Here is a 22,971-nt window from a genome sequence, read left to right on the forward strand (position 1 = left end):
TGCCACTGTAAAAAGCATGAGCGTGGCCTGGCGCGCGCAAAAAAAAACCATCCGCATTAAACGGATGGTTCGTGGTGTTGCGTCCGGCGGTTACATAACGGCAGCAAACGCCTCTGCAACGCGTTTGACGTTACTGTGATTCAGGCCAGCAACGCACATACGCCCGCTGGCGATGAGATAGATCCCGAACTCATCACGCAGCCGATCAACCTGCTGTGCGCTGAGGCCGGTATAGCTGAACATACCGCGCTGCTTCAGCAGGTAGTCGACATTTTTGCCCGGCAGAATCGCCTGCAGTTCGCTGACCAGTGCCTGGCGCATCTCCGCAATACGCAGGCGCATCGCGTCAACCTCGGCCAGCCACATGTTCAGTAGTGCGGCATCATTCAGCACGCAGGAGACCACCTGGGCACCAAAATTTGGCGGGCTGGAGTAGTTGCGGCGTACGGTTGCTTTCAGCTGGCCCAGCACCCGCCCCGCTTCTTCGGCGCTGTCGCAGACCACAGAAAGCCCGCCCACGCGCTCGCCATAGAGCGAGAAGATCTTAGAAAATGAGTTGCTCACCAGCGCCGGCAGACCCGCTGCGGCAATAGCGCGAATGGCGTAAGCATCCTCTTCCATTCCTGCGCCAAAGCCCTGATAGGCGATATCGAGGAACGGGATCAGCTGCTGCGCTTTCAGCACGGCGGTGGTCTCATCCCACTGGGCATCAGTGAGATCGGCACCGGTCGGGTTGTGACAGCAGGGATGCAGCAGCACAATGGTGTGCTTCGGCAGCGATTTCAGGCAGCTGATAAACGCGTCAAACTTAACGCCGTTGGTCTCAGCGTCATACCAGGGATAACTATTTACCGCGAAACCCGCGCCGTTAAAAATCGCTACGTGATTTTCCCAGGTCGGGTCGCTGACCCAGACCTCAGAGTGCGGAAAATAGCGCTTGAGGAAATCAGCCCCTACTTTCAGCGCACCGGATCCCCCCAGCGTTTGAATAGAGGCGATGCGTCCCGCCTTCAGCACCGGGTGGTCGTGACCAAACAGCAGCGGCGCAATCGCGTTGCGATAAGGACCTAAACCTTCCATCGGCAAATAAAGTGATGCCTGATGCGGCTGCGCCTGCAGACGCTCTTCTGCTGCCGCAACGGCCTGCAGCTGCGGAACAATTCCCGCTTCGTTGTAGAACAGGCCGATACTGAGATTCACCTTATGCGCGCGCGGATCTTGTTTATAGGTTTCCATCAGCGACAGAATCGGATCGCCGGCGTAGGCATCAACGTTTTGAAACACGGTGCAGATCTCCATAAAAATGCGTTAGTAAGCGTAAGACGGCGCTTTTATACCTGATAGCGGCCGGGACGATGGTTCATTGCAATGATAAGGTTAAGGATCGCCGCGCCCGCAACAGAGGCCAGCAGCATTGGTGGCGGTACAACAAACAGCGAGGCGCCGACCACGCAGGTATCGACCATCATCTGTAGCTTCCCGGCACGCAACCCGGTGCGATCCTGTAACCAGAGCGCCAGAATATTGATCCCGCCCAGGCTGGCTTTGTGGCGAAACAACACTATAAACCCGATCCCCATGACCACGTTACCGAACAGTGTCGCATAAAAAGGATTTAATGCCGAAAAGTGGACAAACAGCGGATGCAGCTGGGTAAACAGGGAGACCAGCGCGACGGCGCCAAAGGTTTTGCAGGTAAATTCCCACCCCATACGGCGTATAGCCAGCCAGTAAAACGGCAGATTGATGACAAAAAAGGCGGCACCGAAAGAGGATGACGAAAGGTAGCTGATTAAGAAGGCGATACCGGCTGTTCCGCCGGTCAGCGCGCCCGCCTGTTTCAGCAGCATAACGCCAAATGAGACCATCAGCGTTCCCAGCACGATAGCCAGCGCATCTTCAATACGGGAATGAGGAGCCGCCACTGGCTGAGCGATATTGTCCATCGGGAGATCTCTGTGCAAATAAAAGCGATACATTTGCAAAAAACGCACCACTCCGGCATTGCTGCTGCTCAGCCGGAGGGTGCCAGCGATTATCCCATTGATATCTAAGGCGCTTTATTGCGTGTTTTTATGCATCAGTCAAAATAAAACCGTTGATTCATGCACAAATTCGGTATTTTTCGCGAGAAGTAAGCATAAAAAAGCAATCTGATGCACTTTTATGGCGCATCATGCACCTTTATGGCGCACTTTGTGCGCAGGCTTCATCATCAGGCCATTCTCTTTCAGCCGGTTGAGCACCACCGCCGTTTTAACGTGCGACACGCTCTGATGACCCGCCACCAGCTGGCTGATCAGCGCACTCAGCGAGGCGAGATCGGCCACTGCCACTTTCAGCAGATAGTCAGCGTCTCCGGTGGTTTTAAACGCGTCAACAATGGCAGGTTCTGCTTCAACCATCTGCAAAAAATTATCTTCATAATCGGGCGTATGGTTTTTCAGCCGCACTTCAATCAGCCCCACCATGCCGAGGCCTACCGCATCGGGCGACAGCCGGGCGTGATAGCCGAGAATTAAATTTGCCTGTTCAAGATTAATACGGCGACGTGAGCACTGTGATGCGGACAGACCCACCAGATCGCTCAGCTCCTGATTGGTGAGGCGGCCATTAGATTGTAATAGCGTCAATATCTTAAGATCGTAATCGTCTACCTGCGTCATTCTGATCCCACAGCGTTATCCCGTTCGCTTTGGCACAGATAACCTGATAGCAGGCAAGCTTGTCCAACACTATTTTCTGATGACGTGAGATGCATGCACAAAACGTGCATGCACAGGCAGGTAAAGGCTTATTCGTCGTCGTATTGCGGGCCGGCGTAGTTGTCAAAACGCGACCACTGGCCGTTGAAAGTAAGACGCACGGTGCCGATTGGCCCGTTACGCTGTTTACCGATGATGATCTCAGCAATGCCTTTCAGATCGCTGTTCTCGTGATACACCTCATCGCGGTAAATAAACATGATCAGGTCAGCATCCTGCTCGATCGAGCCGGACTCACGCAGATCGGAGTTGACCGGACGTTTATCTGCGCGCTGCTCCAGTGAACGGTTTAGCTGCGACAGCGCCACGACCGGCACATTCAACTCTTTAGCCAGAGCTTTCAGGGAGCGCGAAATTTCTGCGATCTCCAGCGTACGGTTCTCGGAGTGCGACGGCACGCGCATCAGCTGCAGGTAATCGATCATGATCATGCTCAGACCGCCATTCTCGCGAAACACGCGGCGGGCACGCGAGCGAACTTCGGTTGGCGTCAGGCCGGAAGAGTCATCAATAAAGATGTTTTTCTTCTCCAGCAGAATACCCATTGTGGCGGAGATGCGCGCCCAGTCCTCATCTTCCAGCTGACCGGTACGAATACGCGTCTGATCCACGCGCGACAGTGACGCCAGCATACGCATCATCAGCTGCTCGCTGGGCATCTCCAGACTGAAGATTAGCACCGGCTTCTCATTCAGCATCGCGGCATTTTCGCACAGGTTCATGGCGAACGTGGTTTTACCCATGGAAGGACGCGCGGCCACGATAATCAGATCGGACCCCTGCAGACCGGCCGTTTTTTTGTTCAGATCCTGATAGCCGGTATCTACGCCGGTTACGCCGTCATGCGGCGTGGAGACCAGCGCTTCTATCCGGGAAACGGTGGCTTCAAGGATCTGCTCAATGTTCTGCGGGCCATCATCTTTATTCGCGCGCTGCTCGGCAATTTTAAAGACGTTGGATTCGGCAAAGTCGAGCAGGTCTTCACTGCTCCGGCCCTGCGGATCGTAACCGGCATCGGCAATCTGATTGGCCACCGCGATCATCTCACGCACCACTGCACGTTCACGCACGATATCTGCATAAGCGCCAATGTTCGCCGCGCTTGGCGTATTTTTTGCTAATTCGGCCAGGTAGGCAAAGCCGCCCGCCATCTCCAGCTCGCCGCGCGTTTCCAGCGACTCTGACAGGGTAATCAGGTCAATAGGCTGGCCCAGCTCCAGCAGCCGCTGCATCTCAGCGAAAATCATGCGGTGCGAGCGGTTAAAAAAATCGTCTGCAACAACGCGCTCAGAGACGTTGTCCCAGCGCTCATTGTCCAGCATCAACCCACCCAGCACCGACTGCTCCGCTTCTATGGAGTGCGGCGGCATTTTTACGCCTTCCAGCTGCCGATCGCGGGGTTCGTTCGATTTGTTGGTGGGTTTATTTCCTGCCATAGTGAATGCATTACCGATCGTGAAAGGGACGCGCAAGTATACCGCCCCCGGATGAACATTCACAGGAGTCAGCATGGCAAAGCGTATTCAGTTCAGTCAGCACGGTGGCCCGGAGGTTTTGCAGTGGGTTGATTTTGATCCTGCCGATCCGGCTGAGCATGAGGTGCAGGTGGAAAACCGGGCGATAGGCATTAACTATATCGACACCTATGTGCGCAGCGGGCTCTATCCGGTTTCAGATTTTCCTTCCGGACTCGGCACCGAAGCGGCTGGCGTGGTGAGCAAAGTGGGCGCGGCGGTTACGCGTTTTCAGCCTGGCGATCGGGTGGTTTACTGTCAGGCCGCCCTGGGCGCTTACAGCGAAATACACAACGTTGCGGAGGAGCGGCTGGCGCTGCTGCCGGAAAGTATCTCTTTTGAAACGGCGGCCGCCTCATTTCTCAAAGGGCTGACGGTCCAGTATCTGCTGCGTCAGACCTGGAAAGTGAAAGCAGATGAAACGTTTCTGTTTCATGCTGCCGCAGGCGGCGTGGGCCTGATTGCCTGTCAGTGGGCCAAAGCGCTGGGCGCACATCTTATCGGCACGGTGGGTTCCGCAGAGAAAGCGCAGACGGCTAAAGCGGCCGGCGCATGGGCCACCATTAACTATCGCGAAGAGGATATTGCGCAGCGTGTCAGCGAACTGACGCAGGGAAGAAAGGTGGCCGTGGTGTATGACTCTGTCGGTAAAGATACCTGGGAAGCGTCGCTGGATTCGTTGCAGCGCCACGGGCTGCTGGTGAGCTTTGGCAACGCTTCCGGCCCGGTAACCGGCGTGGATTTGGGTATTCTCAACAAAAAAGGCTCTCTGTTTGTTACCCGCCCGTCGCTGTTTGGCTATATCACAAACCGTGAGGAGCTGGAGCAGGCAAGCAGTGAACTCTTTTCGCTGATAGCCAGCCGCGCCATTCAGGTAAACGTACCGGAACAGCAGAAATTCCCGCTGCGTGATGCCGTGCGCGCGCATCAGAGTCTGGAGAGTCGTGCGACGCAGGGCTCCAGCCTGCTGTTACCCTGATTCAGCCAAAAAAAGAGGGCTTCCTGAAGGAAGCCCCTGATTCTTTTTTTTCGTTCGCGCTGGTGTAGGGACAGCGGTACTGAATCTGTATTCGTATAGTGGCAGAAAATATAAGTAAAAAATATGTTTAATGCTTATCTGATGCCAGCAGCATTCAGCGCTGTGATCTGAGCCGCATTTATTACCAGCCGCGTCGCTCCATTCGGCTGATTTTTCTTTTAAGCCGGTTCAGTCGGGCGTTGCCACCCGGCGTCGTAAAGTGGCGCCAAAGCCAGACAGCGACCACGGCCAGCAGCAGCCAGGGTAATAGTTTTATGACAAACGCAAACAGGCCGGTTAAAAACATCAGCGCGGTGGCAACGGCTAAAGCCGCAATCACCCCCAGCAGAGAAACGCCGGTCAGCAGCAGCATTAAAAAAAATCCGAGCACAAATACCATTTCCACGTTTAGCCTCCTCTGTCAGAACTCTCCTGACAGATACAATTTTCGTGCCAGAATAGCCATTTTATAACCAATTGATTAAATTGGCTTTATTCAGAGTGCTTCAGTAAACGTGGTGAAAAAAACCAGATTTCAGGCAAAATAAAACCGCACCATCTCTGCTGCGGTTTTCAGAGAACGCGGATTACGCTTCCTGCGGGATGCGATCAGCCACCAGCGCCAGCGCGGCTTCCAGCACGCGCACATCCGCGCCCGGTTTATGCGCATTTTCGCTCAGATAACGTCGCCACTGGCGCGCGCCGGGGATCCCCTGGAACAGGCCCAGCATATGCCGGGTAACGTGTCCCAGATAGGTGCCCTGCGCAAGTTCCGCTTCAATATAGGGATACATTGAACGCACCACCGCCACCAGATCCACTGCCGGCGCTGTGCGGTCAAACAGCGTGCGATCGACCTGTGCCAGTATAGAGGGATTTTGATACGCTTCGCGGCCCATCATTACGCCATCTACATGCATCAGGTGCAACTTTGCCTCCTCCAGCGTTTTCACACCGCCGTTGATGGCGATGGTCAGCGCCGGAAAATCGCGCTTTAACTGATAAACGCGCGGGTAGTCCAGCGGCGGGATCTCCCGGTTCTCTTTCGGGCTCAGCCCTGAGAGCCAGGCTTTGCGTGCGTGAATGATAAAGGTGTCGCAGCCGCCCCGCTCTGCCACGGTGCCGGTAAAGTCGCACAGAAACGCGTAGCTCTCCTGCTCGTCGATACCGATGCGGGTTTTTACCGTGACCGGAATAGAGACCACATCGCGCATCGCTTTAATACAGTCGGCCACCAGGTTCGCATCCGCCATCAGGCAGGCACCAAAGCGACCGTTCTGTACGCGGTCGGAAGGACAGCCCACGTTCAGGTTGATCTGATCGTAACCGCGCGCTTCAGCCAGTCTGGCGCACTGCGCCAGCGCCGCCGGATCGCTGCCGCCCAGCTGCAGAGCAACCGGGTGCTCCTCTTCGCTGTAGGCAAGGTAATCCCCTTTGCCATGAATAATCGCGCCGGTCGTCACCATCTCGGTATAGAGCAGCGTATCGCCGGTAAGCTTGCGATGAAAATAGCGGCAGTGACGATCGGTCCAGTCGAGCATCGGCGCGATGGAAAAGCGTTGCGAAGAGAAGTTATCAGTCATGAAGCGCAGTAGATCCGGAGTTAAATGATGAGAAACTGCGCAATGATACCACAGCCGTCACGGACGACACAGCCGCCCGTGACAGACCCGTCAGAAGTTAAAGCCGAGCTGTACCATCGCACCCCAGGTACGATCTTTACCGGCGGAGCCCGCCAGATCCAGATGCACCGCATTGTTAAACGGCGACAGACCAAGACCGGCAGTAACCACATTAACGTCGTTTGATTTCAGATCGGCCCGGTAGCCTGCGCGCAGGGCCAGCCAGTCGAGCACGCGATATTCCGCGCCTGCGCCCGCATACTGGCTGCTCTCCTGCGACTTAAAGCGTTTGGTTTCCGTGAGATCCACATCGCCGGTCAGGGTAACCGGTCCGCGCTCCCACGCGAGGCCGGTCGTTACCAGCGGACGGATTTGATAGGTATCGCGATAGCCATTAACAACTTTGGTATCCAGATTGCGTGAGATCAGGTTCTGGCCGGTCAGACCAAACGTCCAGTTTTCAGCAAACGGGGTGGCGAGACCGGCATCAACGTTAAAGCCGGTGTCTGAACTGCGATAGCGCCCGTTTTTAAGATCGTTTTTATCGTAGTTATAGACGCTGGCGCTGTAGTTATAGAGCCAGGTCTTCTGCAGCTTAGGCGTAACACCCAGCGAGACCGGGTGACCGGCAACCGTAAACTCATGCGCCATGGCAATACCATAATCGGTGACCAGCGCTGCCAGTCCGTTCGCGCTGGAGCGCAGGTTATCCTGATCGCCCGGCTGCGGAAACGCGCCGTTTGCCAGACTGTCCAGATAATCGATATCGCTCTGAACCACGTTGGCACGAATATGGGCGGTGCCATACGCTTTGGTGATAAAGGCAAACGGCAGCGTCTCATTCGGAACCGTAACGGCCACTGCAACGCCTGCGGTCGCATCCGCTTTATTACCTTTAAGCCTGCGCAGCTGATCGGCCATATCGCCGGCTGCGGCACGCAGCTGCGGCACGGCATTGATGGCAGCAAACGGATCCGAGATGAGATTCTCGTTGATGTTATCAATTACGTCGCGATAGCGATCAACCGTATCGGTGATGTCATCAATACGATCGACCAGCTTGTCTTTATCCGTCACCTGTAATCCGGCAGAGGGAAAAATGATGCCGGCATTCTCTTCCGGCTGGGCGCGCGTCATCAGCGCCGGGTTAGCCAGCACGGCAGAACTCCAGTGCGACGAAGCGACACCGGTTCCGCCCATCGCATCATTGCGCGCATCATACCAGGTTCCCGCGGCCAGCGCTGAAGAGGAAGCCAGCAGCGCGTTTAAACCAGCAAAATAAGCCACCCGGGCCAGCGTAAAGCGTGTTGTCGTCATGAGGCTGCTATCACCTTAAAAAATTATTGAGTGTCGCGTAGGCGAAATAATGGTGTTAACCGCTATTCTGAATGGCGGCTAACGCTTCATTGCTGTGAACTGAAAGGGATAAGCACTGCTGTTCGCAGAATTGGACACGAATGCGCCACTCTGCGCTTTTTTTAGCCACTCAGGCGAATTATTGCTCTTATAAGGCCAGTGATAACTTTAGCCTGCCTGAACCATATCGGGAATCTGGTCACTTGCAAAGCAAAAATAGCGCGTAAAACACTCTTAAAATTGCCGGATATGTGTGATCGACAGCACGCTTAGGCCAGAGCAGGCAAAAACAGCATGGGCGGATGGAGTGTGATAAAATAACATCACCTGTAAGCCGGAGAACATTATGTCAACTCTTACCCCAGCGCAGCTGCTGACCCAGGTTGAGGCGCTCTGTCTCGATCGTGGCGTGCGTCTTACGCCGCAGCGTGCCGAAGTACTGCGCCTGATGGCTGAGCAGAAAGGTTCTGTCAGCGCCTACGATCTGCTGGATCAGCTGCGTATGAGTGAACCTCAGGCGAAGCCGCCCACGATTTACCGTGCCCTCGACTTTTTGCTGGAACAGGGATTTATCCACCGCGTGGAGTCCAACAACAGCTATGTGGTCTGTCATCACGTTAATGAGCCGGCCCACAGTTCTGTTATGCTGGTCTGCGACAGCTGTGCCGCCGTGAGTGAACAACAGGCACACGGCGTGGAAAAAATCATTGCGGGACTGGCTGACCAGGCGAACTTCAGCCTGCGCCATACGGTGATTGAAGCGCACGGCCTGTGCGAAAACTGCGCTGAAATTGCTGCCTGTACCCAGCACGCCAGCTGCGCGCACGATCATGAAGCCATGAGTAAAAAACGCGGTAAAAAGGGCTGAGTGCACGCCTGAAGGCCTGCGAGCGGGGGGTATGTTCTGAACCGGGGTAGCGCTAGTCGCGACGATCGTTGTGCCGGCTTTCCCATTCGTTCACTTCGCGCTCCGCTTCTGCTCTCGCATAGCCATAGCGCTCCTGAATTTTGCCAATCAGCTGGTCGCGCCTGCCTTCAATCACGCTCAGGTCATCATCAGTCAGCTTGCCCCACTGCTCTTTGCATTTTCCTTTGAACTGTTTCCAGCTGCCGCTCGCTTCATCTCTGTTCATTACGCGTCTCCACAGTTTGCTGAGCCAGACGGAACGCCACCACAGCGGTGGCTGAACCGCCGCCTGACCTGCGATCTGTCATATTAAGGTTAACCGTCGCAGCAAAATTCGCCAGTTTTATGCGCTGCCGGTTAACCCGATGACATTACACGCTGAACCAGCTGTCGCGCCGCCAGTGATAGCGCCATATCAGTCCCAGGGTAATGCCTCTTAACGCGAGGAATACGGTAATAGCCAGCCATAAACCATGGTTCCCGAGCCACGGCAGCGTCAGCAGCGTCAGTGCATAGCCCAGCGCCGCCAGCAGCATGCTGTTGCGCATATCGCGGCCGCGTGTGGCCCCGATAAACATACCGTCCAGCAGATAGCACCAGACGCCAGCCAGCGGCAGGATCACCTGCCAGATAAGGTAGCAGTCGGCCGCTTCGCGCAGCGATTCAATAGAGGTCAGCAGCGCGATAATCGCCGGGCCGCAGACGGCGTAAATCACCGCAAACAGCAGCGCCACGATGCCCGCCTGCCGGCAGGCGGCATACCAGATCAGCCGCAGCCGGCTGCGATCGCCTGCGCCGGTGGCCTCACCGGAGCAGGCTTCCACCGCGTATGCAAAGCCATCCAGCGCATAGGCGGTAAAGGTCAGAAACATCAGCAATACCGCATTGACCGCGACCACCTCAGGGCCGAGCCGCGCGCCCAGCAGCGTCAGCGAGGCAAAGCAGAGCTGCAGCAGCAGCGAACGCAGCATGATGTCGCGGTTAAGACGGAAAAGGCGCGCGGTGTCGCCGCGCCAGCTGGCTTTGAGCAGTGAAAATGATATGCCGCGCAGCGCCAGCACACGTGCCACCATCCACAGCCCTGCCGCCAGCGTCACATAATCCGCGACGGCGGTGGCCGCGGCGGCACCCGCCACGCCCCAGTGCCACTGCAGAACAAACAGCAAATCAAGCAGGATATTCACAACGTTACCGGTGATGAGCAGCACCATTGGTGCACGCGCATACTGTACGCCAAGCAGCCAGCCCAGGATCACCAGATTTGCCAGTGTGGCAGGCGCACTGAGCCAGCGGATAGCGATAAAGGTTTGCGCCTGCTGCTGCACCGCCTCGCTGCCGCCCATCAGCGCGGCCGCCAGCTCGCTGACCGGGGTACGTAATGCAATGAACAGCACGCCTGCTGCCAGCGCAATCAGCATCGGCTGGATCAGCGCACGCGCCAGCGCAGGTGTATCCCGGGCGCCAAATGCCTGTGCCGTCAGACCGGTGGTGCTCATGCGCAGAAACAGCAGCAGCATAAAGACAAAGCTGGTGGCGGTTGCGCCCACGGCCACGCCGCCGAGATAAACCGGGCTGTCGAGGTGACCAATGATGGCCGTATCCACAATGCCCAGCAGCGGTACGCTGATGTTAGAGAGGATCATTGGCAGCGCCAGCCGCCAGAGCGTGCGGTCAGAAGAGGTAAACAGCGGCATCAGCCAGTCCTGTTAATGCGGGCAACGCGCCTCATGCAGCTGCACGGCGCCACGGTTGGAAGCAGAGGGGTAATATAGCAGACTGCGGTCTGTGCAGGCACAGACCGCAGCAGGGGGACTAACCAGGTATTACAGCCATTCACCGGTGCGGACAATACCCACAGCCAGACCTTCAACGGTCAGTGACTGCTGGCGCGTATCCACTTCGATAGGCTGAAAATCGCTGTTTTCTGGCAGCAGATGCACGATAGCACCCTGCTTTTTCCAGCGTTTTACGGTGACTTCATCATCGATGCGCGCTACCACGACCTGGCCGTTACGCACATCCTGGGTTTTATGTACGGCAAGCAGATCGCCATCCATAATCCCGATATCTTTCATCGACATTCCGCTGACGCGCAGCAGAAAATCTGCGCTCGGCTTAAACAGGTTAGCATCGACCTGATAATGGGTCTCGATGTGCTCCTGAGCCAGCAGCGGCTCGCCGGCAGCCACACGTCCGATTAACGGCAATCCGCCGCTTGTCTCTTCTTCCATCAGCAAGCGAATGCCGCGTGAGGCGCCAGAGACAATCTCAATGACCCCTTTACGCGCCAGCGCTTTCAGGTGCTCTTCAGCCGCATTGGGTGAGCGGAAGCCCAGCTGTGAAGCAATTTCAGCACGCGTTGGCGGCATGCCGGTTGAATTAATATGGTCGCGAATCAGGTCATAGACCTGCTGCTGCCTGCTGGTTAACGCTTTCATCCCGCCCCCTGGTTGTTTATACAGTCGCTGTGAGTATATACAGGTATTGGCGAAATGAAAACCGCAGCTGCGGCAAAAATCAGCGATATATCGGTACTTCAGGCCTTAATGCGCGTGCGGCCAGAGCAGCGAAATCCAGACAAACAGCGCAAGCAGAATGGTCAGCAGCACGGCGGCAGAGCCCATATCTTTGGCGCGCCCTGCCAGCGGGTGACGCTCCTGACCGATTCTGTCGACCACCGCTTCAATCGCGCTGTTCAGGATCTCTACCACCACCACCAGCATCACCGAGCCAATCAGCAGCACGCGCGTCACCGCGTCCACATCCAGCCAGCAGGCGATGACCACCGCGATCGCCGCCGCGATCGCCTCCTGACGAAAAGCCGCCTCATGTTGCCACGCTGCGCGTATACCCTGCCAGGAGTAGCCTGCGGCTTTGATAATGCGCAGCAGGCCGGTAACGTTATTTGCCATGGATAGGGAACCCTTGAGTAATTTTGGCGTCAATGAGTGCGCAGCGTACGATGGCACAGCCACAGATCTTCGCTGCACTTTCTGGTATGCTTGCCGCGCTTTGCTAACAAGAGGCTTCAAGTTGTCTATGTCAGGTTGGCGTAAACTCTATTACAAATTATTGAATTTACCACTCTCTATTTTGGTAAAAAGTAAGGTCATACCGACCGATCCGGTTTCGGAGCACGGTATCGATCCCACCCGTCCCGTGATGTATGTTTTGCCTTATGATTCAAAGGCAGACCTGCTTACATTGCGCAATCAGTGTCTGCGGCTTGATCTGCCCGATCCGCTTGCGCCGCTGGAGATCGACGGTACGCTGCTGCCGCGCCATGTGTTTATCCATGACGGCCCGCGCGTCTTCCCTTATTACGTGGCGAATCCGGAGTCAGTGAAACTGTTTCACGACTATCTGGATCTGCACCGTAATAATCCGCAGCTGGATGTCCAGATGCTGCCGGTGGCGGTGATGTTTGGCCGGGCACCGGGCCGTGAAATTCAGGGTGAGCCCACGCCGCATCTGCGCGTACTGAATGGCGTGCAGAAGTTTTTTGCCATTCTCTGGCACGGCCGCGACAGCTTTGTCCGCTTCTCTTCTACCGTCTCGCTGCGCCAGATGGCGACTGAACATGGTACGGATAAGTCGATTGCGCAGAAACTGGCACGCGTGGCGCGTATTCATTTTGCCCGTCAGCGTCTGGCTGCGGTAGGACCCAGCCTGCCTGCCCGTCAGGATCTGTTCAACAAACTGCTGCAGTCGAAAGCGATTGAAAAAGCCGTTGAGGATGAAGCGCGCAGCAAAAAGATTTCGCATGAAAAAGCGCAGCAAAACGCCGTTGAGATGATGGAAGAGATCGCGGCGGACTTCTCGTACGAGGCGATCCGCGTCACCGACCGCATCATGGGCTGGCTCTGGAGCCGGCTCTATCAGGGCATTAACGTAAACGGCGGCGAGCGCGTGCGTCAGCTGGCGCAGGATGGCCATGAAATAGTCTATGTGCCCTGCCACCGCAGCCATATGGATTACCTGCTGCTCTCCTACGTGCTTTATCATCAGGGACTGGTGCCGCCGCACATCGCTGCCGGTATCAATCTCAACTTCTGGCCAGCCGGACCGATTTTCCGCCGGCTGGGGGCCTTCTTTATTCGCCGTACTTTCAAGGGCAATAAACTCTACTCCACCGTATTCCGCGAATATCTGGGCGAGCTGTTCAGCCGTGGCTACTCGGTTGAGTACTTTGTTGAGGGCGGGCGCTCGCGCACCGGTCGCCTGCTCGATCCCAAAACCGGCACCCTCTCCATGACGCTGCAGGCGCTGCTGCGCGGCGGCAGCCGCCCGATCACCTTCGTCCCGATTTACATCGGCTATGAGCATGTAATGGAAGTGGGGACTTACGCCAAAGAGCTGCGCGGCGCGGCGAAAGAGAAAGAGGGCTTTGTGCAGATGGTGCGCGGCCTGCGTAAGTTGCGCAATCTTGGTCAGGGCTACGTTAACTTTGGTGAACCGCTGCCGCTGGTTAACTATCTGAACAAGCATATTCCTGAGTGGCGCGAGGCGATTGACCCTATCGATCCGCAGCGCCCCGCGTGGATGACGCCAGCGGTGAACGATATCGCTGCCAGCCTGATGGTACGTATTAACGAAGCGGGTGCGGCCAACGCCATGAACCTGTGTGTGACCGCGCTGCTGGCGTCGCGTCAGCGCTCACTGACGCGTGAGCAGCTGACGGAGCAGCTGGAGTGTTACACGCAACTGCTGCGCAACGTGCCCTATTCACCGGAAGCCACGGTGCCCGATCTGAGCGCCGAAGCGCTGCTGGATCACGCGATGGGCATGAACAAGTTTGAAACCGAGCAGGACAGCATCGGCGATATCATTATTCTGCCGCGCGAGCAGGCCGTGCTGATGACCTACTACCGCAATAACATTCAGCATATGCTGGTGATGCCGTCGCTGATTGCGGCGATTGTGCAGCAGCACCGCGAAATCAGTGAAGCCGAGCTTCTGCGTCAGGTGAGTCTGGTCTATCCGATGCTGAAAAGTGAGCTGTTCCTGCGCTGGGAAAGTGCTGAACTGCCGGCGCTGCTTAATGCGCTGTGTGCGGAGATGGCGCGGCAGGGTCTGGTGACGCAGCTGGACGGGCAGATTAAGCTGAGCGCCGCGCGCTACCGCACGCTGCAGCTGCTGGCGGCCGGTATTCGTGAAACGCTGCAGCGCTTTGCGATCACCTTTGCCATTCTCAGCGCCAAACCCACGATTAACCGTGGCACGCTGGAGAAAGAGAGTCGTACGCTGGCGCAGCGTCTGTCAGTGCTGCACGGTATCAATGCTCCGGAGTTCTTTGATAAAGCGGTGTTTACCACGCTGGTGCTGACGCTGCGCGATGAGCGTTATATCAGCGACTCCGGTGATGCCGATGCGGAGCGCACGCACGTGATGTGGCAGATGCTGGCGGAGCTGGTCACCAGCGATGTGCGTCTGACAATTGAAAGTGCGGTCGCACACGAGTAAGGCAGGCAGGGACGCTCTTATGCGTCCCTGTCGGTTCAGAACAGCGCCAGAAACGGCTGCGTATTCAGCAGCACACCCGCAAACAGCACCAGCCCCACGTAGTTATTGTTCAGAAACGCCTGAAAGCAGGCGTCACGTTCGCGCCGGGCGATCAGGCTCTGCTGATAGACAAACAGCGCGCCGGCAGCCAGCAGTGACCAGTAGAAGGCCCCGTTCAGATTCAGTATGCTTCCCACCAGCGCCATCAGCCCCAGCGCAGCCAGCTGCAGCAGACCAATAATCAGCTTGTCAAAACGACCAAACAGAATCGCCGTGGATTTGACGCCTATTTTCAGATCGTCATCGCGATCCACCATGGCGTACTGCGTATCGTAGGCCACCGTCCAGCAGATGTTGGCGAAGAACACCAGCCAGCAGACTAAAGGTAAGGACTCACTTACCGCAGCCCACCCCATCGGAATCGCCCAGCCAAAAGCTGCGCCGAGCACCACCTGCGGCAGATGGGTATAGCGCTTCATAAAGGGATAGACCCACGCCAGCGCCAGCCCGCCAAAAGAGAGCAGGATGGTCATGCGATTCATGGTCAGCACCAGCATAAATGCCAGCAGGCCCAGAGCAGCAAACAGCAGCTTTGCCTCTTTCTCTGAAACCGCCCCGCTCGCCAGCGGCCGGCCAGCGGTGCGTTTGACGTGGCCATCCACGTTGCGATCGGCGTAATCGTTGATGACGCAGCCCGCAGCGCGCATCACAATCACGCCGAGCACAAATACGATCAGCACCGGAAGCGGCGGCACCGCCATGCCAGCCAGCCACAGCGCCCAGAGCGTAGGCCACATCAGCAGCAGCGTGCCGATAGGTTTGTCGATGCGCATCAGGCGGCTGTAAGCCTGCCATTTGCTTGCAGTTAATGATTTTTGCACGGTTTCATCCTTGCTGCAGCGCGCGGTAAAGCGGCGATGCCGGTAAAAAAAGTTCAGTTAACAGAAGGGGCTTGTCCGACAGGCGCAGACGCGAACGCCGTCCCCAGAGATCGCCGGCCTGGCCGGGATGAATAAAGTCACGGCTCAGCGCGGAAGAGGCAAAAAGATAGCGCCCCAGTGGACGTGTGCCAAGCTGCTGCAGCATCTGCTCCGGTCCCTGCAGCGTACTTTCCGGCACCACGGTGCGCCCCAGTAGCCACGGCTCACCGTCGCCACACAGCACGATTTCGCGCAGCCAGAAGCGCGTATCATCCGGCAGAAAAGCAGCTTCCGCTGCCACTTCCGCTGCGCTGACAAAGCCTTCACGGAGAGGTTCAACGGTAACCTGCCCGCAGTGCTGCTCAAAACGGCGCGTCATGGAATCTTCTTCCAGCAGCCAGTCGAGCAAGGGTGCTGGCAGCGGGATGGAGGCGGATAGCCACTGCAGGGCATATAACTGGCGCAGCGCATCGTGCGACATCAGGCGATCTCCGGCAAAAAAGTTGCCTCAGTTTACCGCAGAGCGCGGCCGCTGGCACGGCCGCGAACGCCAGGGAGAATAATGACCGTTTATTCGCGCTTCAGCCGGTTGCTGTTTGCCAGCCATAGTGTGACCACCAGAATCAGAATTGCGGCCGAATAGCAGAGCGTGTCGAACGGATTTTTATGGTCAACAATAATCAGCCGGATAATGGCGGTGATGCCGATATAAACAAAGTAGCGCAGCGGAAAGTGATAGCCCGACTGGAAATATTTCACAATCAGCGCGATAAATTCAAAGTAGAGAAAGTAGATCACAATGCCTTCAATCAGCAGATAGGATGACGCCTGCTCACCGGTGCTGAACAGCACGTTAGCCAGATGAATCGTCTCCTTGCCGAGAAAAACAACCAGGATCACGGCCAGGATCAACAGGCCGATGTTAAGTACCCACTGCAGCACCGTCGCGATGAGCTGACCGGCGGCTGATTTATCTGTCATTGCTGCGTCCTTAATGCGCAAACGAGAAAGGCACCATCATGCTGCAATGTGATCTGAATCACAATATAACGTTAAGAGCGCCGTTCTCTGTCGGGCGCGCCGTAAACGCCGTGGATATCTCATTGCGGTGAGTGGGATTCAGCTACAGTTAACAGGTCGACACCGCTTCAGGTTATTTATATCTAACGAAAAATTCATGCGGTGCGATACCGTTCTTCCCCCGCTGCCGTGCTCGCCAGGCAGGCAGCTGGCTGCTTTTTGCCTGGCGTACAGGAGCCTGCGACCGTGCTAACCCTGCTTAATCTGCTTTCTGCTGTCGCACTGCTGGTCTGGGGCACGCACATTGTGCGCACCGGCATCATGCGCGTTTACGGCGCCGATCTGCGGCGGGTACTGAGCCGCAGCGTGGAAAAAAAGCCAATGGCTTTTCTGGCCGGCATTGGCGTTACCGCTCTGGTGCAGAGCAGCAACGCCACTACGCTGCTGGTAACCTCGTTTGTGGCACAAAATCTGGTCAGCCTTACGCCTGCTCTGGTGGTGGTGCTGGGGGCTGACGTCGGAACAGCCATTATGGCGCGCGTGCTGACCTTTGATCTCTCCTGGCTCTCGCCGCTGTTTATCTTTTTTGGCGTGGTCTTTTTCCTCAGCCGCAAACAGACGCGCGTCGGACAGATGGGCCGCGCCGCCATTGGTCTTGGCCTGATCCTGCTGGCGCTGCAGCTGATTGTCACCGCTGCGCGTCCGATCACGCAGGCCGCGGGCGTGCAGGTGCTGTTCTCTACGCTAACCGGCGATACGCTGCTGGATGCGCTGATTGGTGCCGTTTTTGCCATCGTCAGCTACTCCAGCCTGGCGGCGGTGCTGATCACCGCGACCCTGACGGCTGCTGGCGTGATCTCTTTCAAAGTTGCGCTCTGTCTGGTCATTGGTGCCAACCTCGGCAGCGGCCTGCTGGCGATGATCAACGCCAGCGGCTCTAATGCGGCAGGTAAGCGGGTGGCGCTCGGCAGCCTGCTGTTCAAGCTTATCGGCAGCATTGCAGTGCTGCCGTTTGTGGATTTCATCGCTGATTTGCTGGATCGGCTGCCGGTGAATGATGAAGAGCTGGTGATCTTTTTCCACGTTTTCTACAACCTGACGCGCTGCCTGATCATGGTGCCGTTTGCAGCACCGATGGCGCGTCTCTGCCAGCGCATGATTGCCAACGACGCAGAGAATCAGGCGCACCTCAAGCCCAGACATCTGGATAAAAGCGCGCTGGATACGCCTGCGCTGGCGCTGGTCAATGCGGCACGGGAAACCCTGCGTATGGGGGACGTGCTGGAGCAGATGCTGGAGTCGTTCAGCCGCGTGGTGCGGGGCGAACTGCGTGAAGCGCACCGGGTGCGGCAGCTGGATGATGATGTTGACGTGCTTTATACCGCCATAAAACTCTACCTGGCCCGCATGCCGCGCGAAGATCTGGCGGAAGATGATTCGCGGCGCTGGGCTGAAATCATTGAGATGGCGCTGAATCTTGAGCAGGCGGGTGACATCATTGAGCGCATGAGCGGTGACGTTGCGGATAAATCGCTGCAGGCGCGACGCGCCTTTTCGGCAGAGGGGCTGGAAGAGCTGAATACGCTCCAGGAGCAGGTACTGAATAATCTGCGACTGAGCCTCTCCGTGTTTCTGTCGCATGATGTCACCAGCGCGAAACGGCTGCGACGAGCCAAACATCGCTTCCGTATTCTGATCCGCCGCTTCTCTCACTCACATGTGGAGCGGCTGCATCTGAATAACGTACAGAGCATTGAAACCAGTTCGCTGCATCTGGGGCTGCTGGGCGACATGAAGCGACTGAACTCGCTGTTCTGCGCAGTGGCCTATACGGTGCTGGATCAGCCGGAAGATGAGCGGGAGATGGATTAAGGTAAGGATGCCGGGGGCGCATTCATGCGTCCCGGGTTTATAGCGCGCACGGTACCATTTGCCGTGAATGGCATCATCGGATCCGGTGCGGGAATTAACACGAGCGTCATGAATGACGTCATTGAATCCGGTGCAGGCATCGGCCAGGGCGTCATTAATGACGCCCCTACAGGGTAATGCAGGGGCGCATTCATGCGTCCCGGGTTTATAGCGCGCACGGTACTATTCGCCGTGAATGGCATCATCGGATCCGGTGCGGAAATTAACACGAGCGTCATGAATGACGTCATCGAATCCGGTGCAGGCATCGGCCAGGGCGTCATTAATGACGCCCCTACAGGGTAATGCAGGGGGCGCATTCATGCGCCCCTGGTTTATGGCGCGCACGGTACTATTTGCCGTGAATGGCATCATCGGATCCGGTGCAGGCATCGGCCAGGGCGTCATTAATGACGCCCCTACGGAGTAATGTAGGGGGGCGCATTCATGCGCCCCGGGTTTATGGCGCGCACGGTACTATTTGCCGTGAATGGCATCATCGGATCCGGTGCAGGCATCGGCCAGGGCGTCATTAATGACGCCCCTACGGAGTAATGTAGGGGGCGCATACATGCGCCCCTGGTTTATGGCGCGCACGGTACTATTTGCCGTGAATGGCATCATCGGATCCGGTGCGGGAATTAACACGGGCGTCATGAATGACGTCATTGAATCCGGTGCAGGCATCGGCCAGGGCGTCATTAATGACGCCCCTACAGGGTAATGCAGGGGGCGCATTCATGCGCCCCGGGTTTATGGCGCGCACGGTACTATTCGCCGTGAATGGCATCATCGGATCCGGTGCGGGAATTAACACGGGCGTCATGAATGACGTCATCGAATCCGGTGCAGGCATCGGCTAGGGCGTCATTAATGACGCCCCTACAGGGTAATGCAGGGGGCGCATTCATGCGTCCCGGTCCCGGGTTTATGGCGTGCACGGTACTATTCGCCGTGAATGGCATCATCGGATCCGGTGCGGGAATTAACACGGTCGCCATGAATGGCGACCCTACGGGGTAATCCAGGGGCGCATTCATGCGCCCCCGGGTAATTTACGATAACAGACTAAACGCAATCATGCCGACGACAGCGCCGGTGGTGCCGAGAATGGTCTCCATCAGCGTCCAGGTTTTCAGCGTCTCGCCCTCAGTGGCACCGGTAAAGCGGCCAAACAGCCAGAAGCCGGCGTCATTGACGTGGCTGATAATGATTGAACCACCGCCAATGCAGATAGAGAGCGCCGCCAGCTGCGCGCCGCTGTAATGCAGCGGTTCGATCACCGGCATCACCAGACCCACAGTGGTCAGACAGGCCACGGTTGCAGAACCCTGAATCACCCGGATGGCCCCCGCCAGAATAAAGCAGGCCAGCGCAATCGGCATACCGGCACCGGTCAGCGCGTGCCCCAGCACCGGCCCCACGCCAGAGTCGACCAGCACCTGCTTAAAGACGCCGCCGGCACCGATCACCAGCAGAATAATGCCAGCGGGCTGCAGCGCGCTGCCGCACACCTGCATCACCTTCTCTTTATCCATGCCCTGCCGGTACGCCAGACCATAGATCGCCACCAGCAGCGCCAGCAGGATCGCGGTAAACGGATGGCCGATAAACTCCAGCCATTCGTAAAGCCGGGTATCCGGCGTGGTAAAGCGGGCACCGATGGTTTTCAGGCCAACCAGCAGCAGCGGGAACAGGATCAGAGAGAGGCTGAAACCAAATGAGGGCAGCTTCCCCTCGCCTACCTCCGGCTGATGATCTTCCGGCGGTGCGCTGAAGCTGACGTGCCGGGCGATCAGGCTGCCAAACAGCGGCCCGGCGATCAGCATGCCCGGGATGGCTGCACAGAGTCCCAGCAGGATCATCCAGCCAAAATCAGCGTGCATTTGTGCTGCCAGCAGCATCGGCGCAGGTCCCGGCAGCAGAAACGCCGCCGCCGCCGCCACGCCGGCAAACAGCGGGATCACCAGCTTCACCAGATTGTCATGGGTGCGGCGCGCTACCGCAAAGGCGATGCTGATCAGCAGCACGACTGCGACTTCAAAAAACAGCGGCAGCGCACAGATCAACCCGGCAATCCCCATCGCATAGTGCGCCCGGCTTTCGCCAAAGGTTTTCAGCATCCGGATAGCGATCTGATCTACCGCACCGGTTTCATGCAGGATTTTGCCAAACATGGCGCCAAGCGCCACCACAATGGCAAGAAAGCCCAGCGTACCGCCCATGCCTTTTTGCATGGTGTCGGCGATCTGATCGAGCGGCATTCCGGAGAAGAGCCCGGCGCCGATAGAAACTAACATCAGGGCGACAAAGGCGTGCATACGCGCTTTCATTACCAGAAACAGCAGCAGCAGGACAGAGCCTGCTGCGGTTAACACCAGCGTTGCGGTACTCATTACTCGCCCTTGTTGATTGCATCCCTGATGGTCGCAACCGTAGCCGCAACAACGTCATCCAGCGAGTGATTGATATCCACCATCAGGACGTCAGCCTCATCTGTGCCAGGTTCCTGCAGCGTGGCAAACTGCGTCACCAGCATCTGCGGCTTAAAGAAGTGGCCTTTACGGGCTTTGAGACGGGTTTCAATCGTATCAAAATCGCCTTTCAGGTAGATAAACTTCAGGTTGTGATTGCCCTGACGCAGAATGTCGCGATAGGACTTTTTCAGCGCCGAGCAGACGATAATCGACACTGCCTGGGTCCGTTGCATGGCAAAAGCCGCGTCGTTCAGCGCCTGCAGCCACGGCTGGCGATCGTTATCATCCAGCGGATGGCCTTCCGCCATTTTCATGATATTGCTGCGCGGATGGAGGAAATCCCCGTCCAGAAAGGCGGTATTCAGTTCGTGTGAGACCCGATTAGCGACGACAGACTTTCCGCTGCCGGATACACCCATCAGGATAAAAACGTGATGTGATGAAGATGGCGTGATCATAGTTTTGCGCTCCGGCAGCTTATTCTGCCAATGTTACCGATAACAAATCTGTCATTCATTGTCGGAGTGCGTTCCGGTGCTGACAACCCTCGGCAGCCGGAAAAGCGTAAAAGTGTGAAGTGACGCATATAATCGCTAAAATCAGATGCTGCCACCTTCAGCGATTTCAAAGCCGATATCGAGCGGGCCGCTGAAGGCGTAATCGCCACCAATGCGCCCCAGCAGCATGGCGGCCGCTTCGCGCCCCAAGCGTTCGCGCGGCGTCAGCACGGTTGCCAGGCGTGGCGTCACCACCTGCGTAATGTCATGCCCGTGAAAGCCCGCAATCGCCATCTGCTCCGGCACGCGCAGCCCCTGACGCTGGCACTCAAACATGGCCCCTACAGCCAGGTCATCATTGGTACAGAACAGGCTGTCCGTTGCCGGATAACGCTTCTGCGCCTCGCACAGCAGCTGCGCGCCGGCGCTGAAGGAAGAGGCGTCTTCCATCATCACGCTATGCGGTGTCAGGCCCGCCTCGCGCATCGCCTGTTCATATCCCTGCTGCTTCTGCAGCGTACGCTCATCCAGCCGTGCCCCCAGGTAGACCGTGTGGCGATGCCCTTTTTTCAGGATAGCCTGCGTCATCTGCCGCGCCGCTTCGACATTGTCAAATCCCACCGCCATATCAAGACACGGCGTAACGCTGTCCATTATCTCAATAACCGGGATCCCGGCCACCTCCAGCATGCGCAGCGTGCCGGTGGTATGGGTGCGTTCGGTTAAGATCACCCCGTCAATATTCCAGCCCAGCAGCGAGCGCAGCTGTCGCTCTTCTTTTTCCGGGTTGTAGCCAAAGTGCGCCACCAGCGTCTGATATCCCGCCTCATCGGTCACGGTTTCAATGCCACGCAGCACGTCAGCAAAAACCTGGTTGGTCAGGGAGGGCAGCAGCACGCCAATGGCGCGGCTGGTGGCGTTTGAGAGCATATCGGGTGCACGATTAGGAATGTAGCCCAGCTCATCCAGCGCAACAGCAATCTTGTCACGCAGCGCCGCAGAGACGCGCTCGGGGTCGCGCAGGTAGCGACTGACGGTCATTTTGGTGATGCCGACGCGATCGGCGACGTCCTGTAATACCGGTCTTTTCTTCTTCATCGTATGCACCTGAGGCCAGAGATACGCTGAGTTTATCACTATTTTTACCGCTTCCGCGTCTAATGCCCGTCTGCACCCAGGGCGGACCGCCTGCGGATAAAAAAAAAGCCAGCACGCAGGCTGGCTAAACAATACCGGAAGCAATGTGAGCAATGTCGTGCTTACCACAGCTGTCAGGCCGGGCTCGCATGACAATAATAATCATTATCATTCTCGTCTGTAAACCCCGTTTCCGGTTTTTATTCATCCGATGCCAGAACTGGCTGAGCTCGGATAGAATTTTCCCGGCCTGCAGGGAAACGCCATGCGCCAGAATACCGTTCGTTATGCTGCGTCAGCGACGCAGACGGCGCACCGGTGTGCG

At 57.0% G+C, this 22,971-nt stretch carries 22 protein-coding genes; 5 read left to right on the forward strand and 17 right to left on the reverse strand.

Annotation, left to right across the window (positions count from 1 at the left end):
• Positions 1–90: 90 nt before the first annotated feature.
• From SB719_RS16020 to dnaB, 4 genes are all read right to left on the reverse strand, one after another.
• Positions 91–1,284 (reverse strand): amino acid aminotransferase, encoded by a 1,194-nt coding sequence (locus tag SB719_RS16020; protein WP_293006308.1) that lies wholly within the window; start codon positions 1,282–1,284, stop codon positions 91–93.
• A 47-nt stretch (positions 1,285–1,331) separates the two neighbouring features.
• Complete coding sequence (locus SB719_RS16025; protein WP_065650520.1) at positions 1,332–1,946, reverse strand: YitT family protein; 615 nt, start codon at positions 1,944–1,946, stop codon at positions 1,332–1,334.
• A gap of 228 nt (positions 1,947–2,174) precedes the next feature.
• A complete protein-coding gene (locus SB719_RS16030; RefSeq protein WP_039381989.1) occupies positions 2,175–2,666 on the reverse strand; it encodes an Lrp/AsnC family transcriptional regulator in 492 nt (163 codons plus the stop codon).
• A 128-nt stretch (positions 2,667–2,794) separates the two neighbouring features.
• The gene (dnaB, locus tag SB719_RS16035; RefSeq protein ID WP_039381986.1) at positions 2,795–4,201 is read right to left on the reverse strand and encodes a replicative DNA helicase; all 1,407 of its coding nucleotides are present in this window, start codon (positions 4,199–4,201) and stop codon (positions 2,795–2,797) included.
• 73 nt (positions 4,202–4,274) lie between these two features.
• Here dnaB and SB719_RS16040 point away from each other — a divergent pair, with 73 nt between their 5' ends.
• Positions 4,275–5,258 carry a quinone oxidoreductase gene (locus tag SB719_RS16040; protein ID WP_304235029.1) on the forward strand — a complete coding sequence of 328 codons (984 nt, stop codon included), beginning with the start codon at positions 4,275–4,277 and terminating at the stop codon, positions 5,256–5,258.
• A 181-nt stretch (positions 5,259–5,439) separates the two neighbouring features.
• Here SB719_RS16040 and pspG read toward each other — a convergent pair whose 3' ends face one another.
• The 3 genes from pspG to SB719_RS16055 form a co-directional block, all read right to left on the reverse strand.
• Complete coding sequence (pspG, locus tag SB719_RS16045) at positions 5,440–5,697, reverse strand: envelope stress response protein PspG (protein WP_065650355.1); 258 nt, start codon at positions 5,695–5,697, stop codon at positions 5,440–5,442.
• 187 nt (positions 5,698–5,884) lie between these two features.
• The gene (gene dusA, locus SB719_RS16050; protein WP_314688083.1) at positions 5,885–6,880 is read right to left on the reverse strand and encodes a tRNA dihydrouridine(20/20a) synthase DusA; all 996 of its coding nucleotides are present in this window, start codon (positions 6,878–6,880) and stop codon (positions 5,885–5,887) included.
• A gap of 90 nt (positions 6,881–6,970) precedes the next feature.
• Complete coding sequence (locus SB719_RS16055) at positions 6,971–8,236, reverse strand: conjugal transfer protein TraF (RefSeq protein WP_412159408.1); 1,266 nt, start codon at positions 8,234–8,236, stop codon at positions 6,971–6,973.
• A gap of 385 nt (positions 8,237–8,621) precedes the next feature.
• Between SB719_RS16055 and zur the strand changes: the two genes are divergently transcribed.
• Entirely contained in the window at positions 8,622–9,143 is a 522-nt protein-coding gene (gene zur / locus SB719_RS16060) for a zinc uptake transcriptional repressor Zur (protein ID WP_065650358.1), read from the forward strand.
• Between the two features lie 52 nt (positions 9,144–9,195).
• On the opposite strand, the gene SB719_RS16065 is transcribed toward zur, so the two are convergent.
• The 4 genes from SB719_RS16065 to SB719_RS16080 form a co-directional block, all read right to left on the reverse strand.
• Positions 9,196–9,408 carry a CsbD family protein gene (locus SB719_RS16065; RefSeq protein ID WP_065650359.1) on the reverse strand — a complete coding sequence of 71 codons (213 nt, stop codon included), beginning with the start codon at positions 9,406–9,408 and terminating at the stop codon, positions 9,196–9,198.
• Positions 9,409–9,553: 145 nt separating this feature from the next.
• Positions 9,554–10,876 (reverse strand): MATE family efflux transporter DinF, encoded by a 1,323-nt coding sequence (gene dinF, locus SB719_RS16070; RefSeq protein ID WP_304235022.1) that lies wholly within the window; start codon positions 10,874–10,876, stop codon positions 9,554–9,556.
• 129 nt (positions 10,877–11,005) lie between these two features.
• Positions 11,006–11,620: a transcriptional repressor LexA gene (gene lexA / locus SB719_RS16075; protein WP_065650361.1), complete on the reverse strand. Its 615-nt coding sequence runs from the start codon at positions 11,618–11,620 to the stop codon at positions 11,006–11,008.
• 105 nt (positions 11,621–11,725) lie between these two features.
• Positions 11,726–12,094 carry a diacylglycerol kinase gene (locus tag SB719_RS16080; RefSeq protein ID WP_065650362.1) on the reverse strand — a complete coding sequence of 123 codons (369 nt, stop codon included), beginning with the start codon at positions 12,092–12,094 and terminating at the stop codon, positions 11,726–11,728.
• Between the two features lie 127 nt (positions 12,095–12,221).
• Here SB719_RS16080 and plsB point away from each other — a divergent pair, with 127 nt between their 5' ends.
• Positions 12,222–14,645, forward strand: coding sequence for a glycerol-3-phosphate 1-O-acyltransferase PlsB (gene plsB / locus SB719_RS16085; RefSeq protein ID WP_065650363.1), 2,424 nt, complete (start codon positions 12,222–12,224; stop codon positions 14,643–14,645).
• Positions 14,646–14,680: 35 nt separating this feature from the next.
• On the opposite strand, the gene ubiA is transcribed toward plsB, so the two are convergent.
• From ubiA to psiE, 3 genes are all read right to left on the reverse strand, one after another.
• Positions 14,681–15,565, reverse strand: coding sequence for a 4-hydroxybenzoate octaprenyltransferase (gene ubiA, locus SB719_RS16090; protein ID WP_065650364.1), 885 nt, complete (start codon positions 15,563–15,565; stop codon positions 14,681–14,683).
• A 4-nt stretch (positions 15,566–15,569) separates the two neighbouring features.
• Positions 15,570–16,085 carry a chorismate lyase gene (gene ubiC, locus SB719_RS16095; RefSeq protein ID WP_065650365.1) on the reverse strand — a complete coding sequence of 172 codons (516 nt, stop codon included), beginning with the start codon at positions 16,083–16,085 and terminating at the stop codon, positions 15,570–15,572.
• A gap of 89 nt (positions 16,086–16,174) precedes the next feature.
• Positions 16,175–16,585, reverse strand: a complete 411-nt coding sequence (gene psiE, locus SB719_RS16100; protein ID WP_065650366.1) for a phosphate-starvation-inducible protein PsiE — start codon at positions 16,583–16,585, stop codon at positions 16,175–16,177.
• A gap of 285 nt (positions 16,586–16,870) precedes the next feature.
• On the opposite strand from psiE, the gene SB719_RS16105 reads away from it, so the two are divergent.
• Together SB719_RS16105 and SB719_RS16110 are read left to right on the forward strand one after the other, a co-directional pair.
• The gene (locus tag SB719_RS16105) at positions 16,871–18,496 is read left to right on the forward strand and encodes a Na/Pi cotransporter family protein (RefSeq protein WP_065650367.1); all 1,626 of its coding nucleotides are present in this window, start codon (positions 16,871–16,873) and stop codon (positions 18,494–18,496) included.
• Between the two features lie 610 nt (positions 18,497–19,106).
• The gene (locus SB719_RS16110) at positions 19,107–19,259 is read left to right on the forward strand and encodes a hypothetical protein (RefSeq protein WP_412159409.1); all 153 of its coding nucleotides are present in this window, start codon (positions 19,107–19,109) and stop codon (positions 19,257–19,259) included.
• A gap of 331 nt (positions 19,260–19,590) precedes the next feature.
• On the opposite strand, the gene gntU is transcribed toward SB719_RS16110, so the two are convergent.
• The 3 genes from gntU to gntR form a co-directional block, all read right to left on the reverse strand.
• Positions 19,591–20,931 carry a gluconate transporter gene (gene gntU / locus SB719_RS16115; protein WP_065650371.1) on the reverse strand — a complete coding sequence of 447 codons (1,341 nt, stop codon included), beginning with the start codon at positions 20,929–20,931 and terminating at the stop codon, positions 19,591–19,593.
• A complete protein-coding gene (gene gntK / locus SB719_RS16120; protein WP_065650372.1) occupies positions 20,931–21,470 on the reverse strand; it encodes a gluconokinase in 540 nt (179 codons plus the stop codon). The genes gntU and gntK overlap by 1 nt, the downstream gene beginning before the upstream one ends.
• 141 nt (positions 21,471–21,611) lie before the next feature.
• Positions 21,612–22,607, reverse strand: a complete 996-nt coding sequence (gene gntR, locus SB719_RS16125; protein WP_412159410.1) for a gluconate operon transcriptional repressor GntR — start codon at positions 22,605–22,607, stop codon at positions 21,612–21,614.
• Positions 22,608–22,971 lie beyond the last annotated feature (364 nt).

This window comes from Pantoea sp. SIMBA_079, from assembly GCF_046940275.1.
Lineage (GTDB): Bacteria > Pseudomonadota > Gammaproteobacteria > Enterobacterales > Enterobacteriaceae > Pantoea > Pantoea borealis.